The 6,735-nt window shown below is 62.6% G+C and carries 7 protein-coding genes and 1 tRNA gene; 3 read left to right on the top strand and 5 right to left on the bottom strand.

The window, feature by feature from the left end; translation table 11 throughout:
* Positions 1 to 534 (top strand): hypothetical protein (locus tag EI28_RS14355; RefSeq protein ID WP_048112729.1); only part of this gene is annotated, 534 nt, incomplete at its 5' end.
* A 75-nt stretch (positions 535 to 609) separates the two neighbouring features.
* On the opposite strand, the gene EI28_RS03645 is transcribed toward EI28_RS14355, so the two are convergent.
* The 4 genes from EI28_RS03645 to EI28_RS03630 form a co-directional block, all read right to left on the bottom strand.
* On the bottom strand, positions 610 to 969 hold the full coding sequence (locus EI28_RS03645) for a DUF86 domain-containing protein (RefSeq protein ID WP_048112727.1): 360 nt from the start codon (positions 967 to 969) through the stop codon (positions 610 to 612).
* The gene (locus tag EI28_RS03640) at positions 962 to 1,255 is read right to left on the bottom strand and encodes a nucleotidyltransferase family protein (protein WP_048112725.1); all 294 of its coding nucleotides are present in this window, start codon (positions 1,253 to 1,255) and stop codon (positions 962 to 964) included. The genes EI28_RS03645 and EI28_RS03640 overlap by 8 nt, the downstream gene beginning before the upstream one ends.
* 75 nt (positions 1,256 to 1,330) lie before the next feature.
* Positions 1,331 to 2,635 (bottom strand): serpin family protein, encoded by a 1,305-nt coding sequence (locus EI28_RS03635; protein ID WP_048112724.1) that lies wholly within the window; start codon positions 2,633 to 2,635, stop codon positions 1,331 to 1,333.
* A 269-nt stretch (positions 2,636 to 2,904) separates the two neighbouring features.
* A tRNA-His gene (locus EI28_RS03630) sits at positions 2,905 to 2,977 on the bottom strand.
* A gap of 390 nt (positions 2,978 to 3,367) precedes the next feature.
* Between EI28_RS03630 and infB the strand changes: the two genes are divergently transcribed.
* Both infB and EI28_RS03620 read left to right on the top strand, forming a co-directional pair.
* On the top strand, positions 3,368 to 5,149 hold the full coding sequence (gene infB / locus EI28_RS03625; RefSeq protein ID WP_048112722.1) for a translation initiation factor IF-2: 1,782 nt from the start codon (positions 3,368 to 3,370) through the stop codon (positions 5,147 to 5,149).
* Positions 5,150 to 5,251: 102 nt separating this feature from the next.
* Positions 5,252 to 5,650, top strand: coding sequence for a 30S ribosomal protein S6e (locus tag EI28_RS03620; protein WP_048112720.1), 399 nt, complete (start codon positions 5,252 to 5,254; stop codon positions 5,648 to 5,650).
* A gap of 59 nt (positions 5,651 to 5,709) precedes the next feature.
* On the opposite strand, the gene EI28_RS03615 is transcribed toward EI28_RS03620, so the two are convergent.
* Positions 5,710 to 6,708: a radical SAM protein gene (locus tag EI28_RS03615; RefSeq protein WP_048112718.1), complete on the bottom strand. Its 999-nt coding sequence runs from the start codon at positions 6,706 to 6,708 to the stop codon at positions 5,710 to 5,712.
* Positions 6,709 to 6,735 lie beyond the last annotated feature (27 nt).

Here is a 6,735-nt window from a genome sequence, read left to right as displayed (position 1 = left end):
GAGATCGACGTGGTCTTCGACCGGCTCAAAGAAGATTACGTCCGGACTCTCGACGAGACCCGCGAGGTGTTAAAGAGCCTCTCGGTCAAACCGCGTCTCCCTCCCGATTCGTTCTTCATCCTCAGGAGCGGCTGGGCGATCGAGAACCATCTCTCCTCGCTCTTCCGCCGGGTAAAGAAGAGCATGGTGATCCTCTGCTACGATCCGGCGTTTCTCCGGAAGCACTATGCGGCCATCAAACCGCTCAAGCGCAAGATCGACCTCTACGTGGTCGTACGGAAGAAGGAGGATTATGCCGGGATCAACCTCCCGATCTACGAGGCCAGGGGTACCGTGCTTGAACTCCTCGAGAGCCCGGCGGTGAACGAGTCCGCAATGGGCTTGAGGAAGGATGAGTGCTCCATACTGGTCGACGGCCGTGACTTCTTCGTCATCGCCACCGCGGGATCCGGGCGGCACGCGGTGATCGGCTCGGATATGCCGCTCATCGGTTACATGCAGAAGACGATCGTCGAGCGGCTTAATGAGGCGTGAGGGGGCGACCGGTTGGGTCAGGGGGGCATGCCCTTCCTGGGTAACTTTCGGCGATCACCCGCCCTGCCTCCATGGTTAACTCTCGTTTTGCCTGTCGGGAGTGTGGACTGCCTTTAGCCGTTCCTTAAGTGTCGGGATGTCGGAATGCGCCGTTTCCCAGACAATCTCAAGACTGACGCCGAAATAGTGGTGGATAAGTTTGTCCCGCATTCCAGCGATGAAACGCCATGGAACTTCGGGATATCGTTCTTTGAACGGCTCCGGAAGGTTCTTCACCGCCTCCCCGAGGATCTCCAGGTTCCTCGTGACCGCATCCTGTGTCCTGGTATCGGCAAGAAACTCATCGTAGGTCATATCGGAGGTATACCGGAGGATGCGCTCGACGGCCTCGGCGATGTCGCCACAGAGAAGGCGGATATCCGACCGTTCAGGCATACGCGACCTCGGCGGTTACCTGCTCACGGATAAGCGGTTTAAGGGCGTCAGGCGTCACCAGGTCGACGGGAGCGCCGAGGCGGAGCGAGAGATACTCTTCGAGTTCGACGAAGGTGAAGAACCCGATCGGCCGGGAGAACTCGACGAGGACGTCGATGTCGCTTGTCTCGGTCTGCTCGCCCCGTGCGACCGAGCCGAAGATACCGATCCGGCTGACTGAGAACCGCGTGGAGAGCTCACTTTTAAGCCGTTGCAGAGTCGTGAAGACTTCTTCCCGGGACGGCATGGTTACTGGTATTCTGTCGGAGAGGTATTAATGAGTTGCTGCAAGAGGAGTGGGCGGCCGGTCGCCGCCGCCTCCTTACGCGCTCTCCGGGTTCGCGACCCGTCCTGCAAAGAGGATCGTGCCGGAATCCTCCTCGACGATGACGAAGACGAACGGGTGATCCGCCCGGAATACGGGCGTGGTGTCCTCGCCGGGCGCGCACTTCAGGTTCACGACGACGCCGGTCGCCGCCGCGGCTTCGGTGCCCTCTTCGCTTACGTCGACGAATGCCTTGTGAACGACCTCGCTGACGAAGAGCATATCCGTGCCGTCCATCCCCGAGAAGTCGGCATCATAAGAGAATGCCGTCGGCATCCCCATCGCCGCAAGCGCCCGCGGGAGGCTGTACTCCGTCTCAAGCGTGAACTTCGGGAAGACGACCCTGACGCGCCGGTCAGTCATCGAGTCCCGGAGGTCCGCGAGCGTCTCCGCATCCAGCGCCTCCTCCGCCGCCGTCAGGTTGTCCTCCCGCGGGAGGAGGACGAGCATCGAGAGTTCCGTTCCGTCGGCGTGCGCATACGGCATCCTGAGCACCTGGAGGGTCCCGGTCTCGGTATACCCGTAGATTGCCTCCTCGTCTGTGCGGTGCATCATCTGGACCTGCACCGTTTCTCCCGGAGCGACCCGGAACTCCTCCTCGGTCGTCTCGGCGGGGTCGAACTGCTTGACCCAGGTGCCCTTGAAGTAGATCGCGTTCGTGATCACGAGCTGGGTCATGGAGTCGATCGAACCGGCGGGGAGGAGGTCGCGGATCCTATCCTCGGTCTTCTCCTCCACCCAGCGGTTGATTGTCTGCCGCGACCCCTCGGAGTCGCCGGTGAAATCGAGGTTTGTCGCGTTCGCCCCGTACCAGCGGGCGGCCGTATCGACGTACTCCGGGAGGAACGGGTAAGTCTCCTCGGCCCAGAGAGCGTTTGCTGTGCGGAGGGTGTAGTTCTCGTCCCCGCTGTTCAGAGCGGCATCGAGCCCGGCAAACCCGGATCTCCGGAGAGTCTCGTTCTGTGGGAGGTGGAGCACTGACCCGATCTCGTCGGCGGTCGTGCCCCGGGCGCCCTCGTAGGTGATCGCGAGGGCCGAGGAGATGCTGTAGGGCGAGAAGAAGATGTTCTGGCCCGCGTAATCCGGGTCGCTCGCGAGTTGCCGGTAGAGGTCGGCCGCGAACCGGTTGTTCCCCGCCGAGACGTTGCCGGCGCCTTCTGCAGCCGGGCCCGGCGTCTCCCCCTCCGTGGGAGGAGCCGACTGTCCGGATGTCGTTTCCGGTATATCGGTGCACCCGGCAGCGATGCAGCCGAGCGCGATGAGGCCTGCAAGCAGCAGCAGGCCGATAACCCTTCTGTTCATGGTGTGCGGTATGGTGTCCCGGATAATTATACCTGGCGTTAACGACGAAGTTTTTCGAAGTCTTGCGCCTGTCGAGCGGCGGTTTTTCCCTCCTGATGGCTGGTGTGCAAAAAGAACTGATGGAGGGCGGGCGACCGGCCATCGGGCAGGGGTTTGAGAAACGCGATGCGTTTCGAATGGGTCTCCTCGCCCCGGTATCGGTGTTTGAGACGCCTTCCTGATCAGTGTATCCAGGAGCAATCCGAGACGATCGAACGAAACAAAAGGAAGGCCAGGGCCGAGATTCGAACCCGGGTCGAGGGATCCACAGTCCCTTAGGATAACCGACTACCCCACCCTGGCAAGGTACTCATAATAATTGGCAGTCGGATTTGATTAAGGTATCTCTTCGCCGAGCCCGCATTACACGCCTCCCCGGAACCATGGGCGCATATCCCCCCGGTTGCATTCAGCCGGGAATCCGGCTGCCGTGCCGCCCGATCCGGTCGCCGTTATTTGCAGTGGGAACAGGGATCCTGCAGGAATGCGGTTTGAGCACCGGAGGTGTGAATCGTCGGGGTGAATTATTAATAGACACCATGTTCTATAACGTACCAGTGTTCCGGGCGCCGAGCGACGCCCCGGGGGTAGGGGAATCACCCTGACTCTGGCGTGATTCGGAAAAAAGCGGTCAATATCTCGGGATTTTTCGGGTTTATTCGTCCATACAGCATATACCGGAAGGTGATTATCATGGCAAAGGAATCAACGATCAGGACCCCCATCGTCTGCGTGATGGGCCACGTAGATCACGGCAAGACATCGCTCCTGGACCGGATCCGGGGCTCGTCCGTGGTATCTACCGAAGAAGGCGAGATTACACAGCACATCGGTGCCACGCTTGTTCCCATCGATGCAGTCACCCGCATGGGCGGAGCCTTAAGCCAGGTCAGCGTCAACGTCCCGGGCCTCCTCTTCATCGACACCCCCGGCCACCACGCCTTCACCACCCTTCGTGCGCGCGGCGGGGCGCTTGCCGACATGGCGATCGTCGTGGTGGACATCAACGAGGGCTTCCGCCCCCAGACGATCGAGGCGCTCCAGATCCTGCGCAACTACAAGACGCCGTTCGTCATCGCGGCAAACAAGGTCGACCGCATCCACGGCTGGCGCGTCCAGGAGAACCAGCCGTTCTTGAAGACGTTTGCGCAGCAGAACGATCGCGTCCAGGGCATGGTCGAGACGAAGGTGTACGAACTCGTCGGCAAACTCTCCGACCTCGGGTTCAACTCCGAACGGTTCGACCGGGTCTCGGACTTCGCGCGGAACATCTGCATCGTGCCGACGAGCGCCATCACGGGGGAAGGCGTCCCCGATATCCTCATGGTGCTGATCGGGCTTGCCCAGCGTTACATGACCGAGAGCCTCAAGGTCAGCGCCGACGGCCCCGGCGCCGGCACCGTGCTTGAGGTGAAGGAGGAGCGGGGGCTCGGGATGACGCTCGACGTGATCCTCTACGACGGCACCCTCAGGGTCGGGGACGAGATCGTGGTCGCAGGCAACGACCAGATCATCGAGACGAAAGTGCGCTCGCTCTTAAAGCCCCGCCCGATGAGCGAGATCCTGATCGAGGAGCGGTTCGAACGGGTTAAATCCGTCACCGCCGCTGCGGGGATCAAAGTCGCCGCCCCGAAACTCGACGGGGTCATCGCGGGCTCTCCCCTCCGGGTCGCCCGGGGCGGCAACCGGGAAGAGGTGATCGAGCAGGTCCGGCGTGAAGTTCAGGACATCGAGGTGAATCTCTCCGATGTCGGCGTCATCATCCGGGCAGACACCATCGGCGCACTCGAAGCCCTCTCGAAGGAACTCGAGGGCCACCAGATCCAGGTGATGCGGGCGATCGTGGGACCGGTCACCCGCCACGACGTCATCGAGGCGGGGACGATCAAGGACCCCCTCTACAGCGCGATCATCGCCTTCAACACCCCCGTCCTGCCGGACGCGATCGACGCCCTCGCGGATACGGCGATGTCCCACGTCAGCATATTCGAGGGCGGGGTCATCTACCAGCTCATCGACGACTACATCGAGTGGCGCGACGAGAAGAAGCAGGAGCTCGAACGGCAGAAGTTCGAGAAGCTGATCATGCCCGCGAAGATCCGGATCCTCCCGAACTGCGTCTTCCGGCAGAGTAACCCGGCGGTGGTCGGCGTCAGGGTCCTCGGGGGAAAACTCCAGAGCGGTGCCAACCTCGCCCTCCCGAACGGCAAGAAGGTCGGCCGCATCAAGCAGATCCAGGCAAAGAACGAATCCGTCCAGGAGGCGGAAGCGGGCAAGGAAGTGGCGATCTCGATCGAAGGGCCGACGGTCGGCCGCCAGATCAACGTCGATGACGACCTCTACGTGGATATCCCGGAGCGGCACGTGAAGGTGATCGAGCGGGAGATGATCGATCAATTGAGCCCGAGCCTGCGCGAGACCCTGGAGGAGTTCACCACCCTCAAGCGCCGGGAAGACCCCTTCTGGGGGAAGTGACCCGTTCGGGGAACGTGCGGGTCTCTCCCATTAACCCTGCAGAGGTAGTCTTTTAATACCATATTCTCAAATTGTATAGGTACTTTCGAAGGAGTCGTCAACATGGCAGATTTCAAAATCATCCTATCAGACCCGGAGACCGGGCGTTCATATAAGATCGATGCGACCGGCCCCGCTGCCGGAGGGTTCATCGGCAAGCGCATCGGCGACGAGATCGACGGAGACGTCCTCGGCTTTGCGGGCTACACGATCAAGATCACCGGTGCCACGGACAAGACCGGCATTCCCGCACGTCGCGACCTTCCCGGCCCGTCAAGGCGAAGGCTCCTCCTCTCCAAGGGCGTCGGGTTCCACCCGGTCATGGACGGGGAACGCCGCAGGAAGTCGGTACGTGGCAACGAGATCAGCGCCGATATCGTTCAGATCAACGCCGCCGTGAAACAGAGCGGTGCAAAACCTCTGGCAGAATACTTCAGCCAGCCCGAGGCGGCGGCTGAATAAATCAGCCCCCAACCTTTTCTTGAGATCCGTTGTTCCGCCCCGTATCCCTATCCCCTGTTCTACCGGCCGCGCCAGGGTTCCCTGAGCGTGGCGGGGCAGCGGTCGCGGAGGGGGCATGCCCCGCAGTCGCGGGGGTGGGTGGGACACCCGCACGCCGCGGCATACGCGGCGGTGAGCGCCGCAGCCCGGTCACCCCCGTATGCACCGGTGAGCCCTGCCGCCCGGGCTGCGATCTCGTCCGGCACCGCTTCGGGATAGTAGCCGCTCCAGGCCACGTCTTCGAGCCCGGCATCACGGCAGACCGAACAGAGATGCTCCATCTGCTCTCTCGACGGCCCCGGGTGGTAGTAGAGGACGTTGTTCGGCCGAAAACCGATGAGCCGGTAGGGCACGCCCGGATCGAGCGAGGCGATGAACGCCGCGATCCTGCCCACCTCCTTATCGGTCATGCCGGGGATCACCACCGTCCGAAAGACCCTGATCCGGTCTCTCCCCTCGCGCACGAGGTACTCCGCGTTCCTGAGCACCGGGCCCACCGGCGCTCCCGTGAGGGCGCGGTGAACCGGGTCCGACCACGCCTTGATCTCGAGGGTGATCGTCCGACAGAGGTCGACAATCCGCTCCATCGCCGCCTCCGTTGCAAAGCCGCCGGTCGAGATCCCGATCCCGAGATCGAGCCCCTGCCGCTTCACCTCGCCCGCCACCTCTTCGATGTAGGGGAGGTGGATGATCGGGTCGCCGCCCGTAAACCCGAGTGTCCGGATGCGGGGGCCCCCGTAGGCGGCAATCCGCTCCCGTGCGTCGGCCACCAGCACCGCCGCGGGCACGTGGCCGACGTAGTGCCAGCCGGGGTCGGGGTACTGCGAGATCCGGTAAGCGTTGCAGTGGAGGCAGCGGTAACAGCACCCGAGCAGGGTGACGATGTAACTCGCGAGGGTGCCCGAACACATCGTCGCCGCCACCTCCGCCCGGCCGACGCGGCACACCCCTCGCTCTCGGCGGAGCCGGTCGACACCGCACCTCCACTCGCAGAGGCGGCAGGACTCGAGATCTTGCATACAGGTTTCTGACGCAGGCATGCACGA

It is taken from the genome of Methanoculleus sp. MH98A (assembly GCF_000691865.1).
Classification (GTDB): domain Archaea; phylum Halobacteriota; class Methanomicrobia; order Methanomicrobiales; family Methanoculleaceae; genus Methanoculleus.
Note: the sequence above shows the minus strand (reverse complement) of the source record. Positions and strands in the feature narration are given on the sequence as shown.

What these genes read in the sequence shown, in the direction of transcription:
- EI28_RS03615 (WP_048112718.1), bottom strand. Translation starts at nt 6,708, where the DNA reads ATGCAAGATCTCGAGTCCTGCCGCCTCTGCGAGTGGAGGTGCGGTGTC.
- EI28_RS03620 (WP_048112720.1), top strand. Translation starts at nt 5,252, where the DNA reads ATGGCAGATTTCAAAATCATCCTATCAGACCCGGAGACCGGGCGTTCA.
- EI28_RS03640 (WP_048112725.1), bottom strand. Translation starts at nt 1,255, where the DNA reads ATGCCGTCCCGGGAAGAAGTCTTCACGACTCTGCAACGGCTTAAAAGT.
- infB (WP_048112722.1), top strand. Translation starts at nt 3,368, where the DNA reads ATGGCAAAGGAATCAACGATCAGGACCCCCATCGTCTGCGTGATGGGC.
- EI28_RS03645 (WP_048112727.1), bottom strand. Translation starts at nt 969, where the DNA reads ATGCCTGAACGGTCGGATATCCGCCTTCTCTGTGGCGACATCGCCGAG.
- EI28_RS03635 (WP_048112724.1), bottom strand. Translation starts at nt 2,635, where the DNA reads ATGAACAGAAGGGTTATCGGCCTGCTGCTGCTTGCAGGCCTCATCGCG.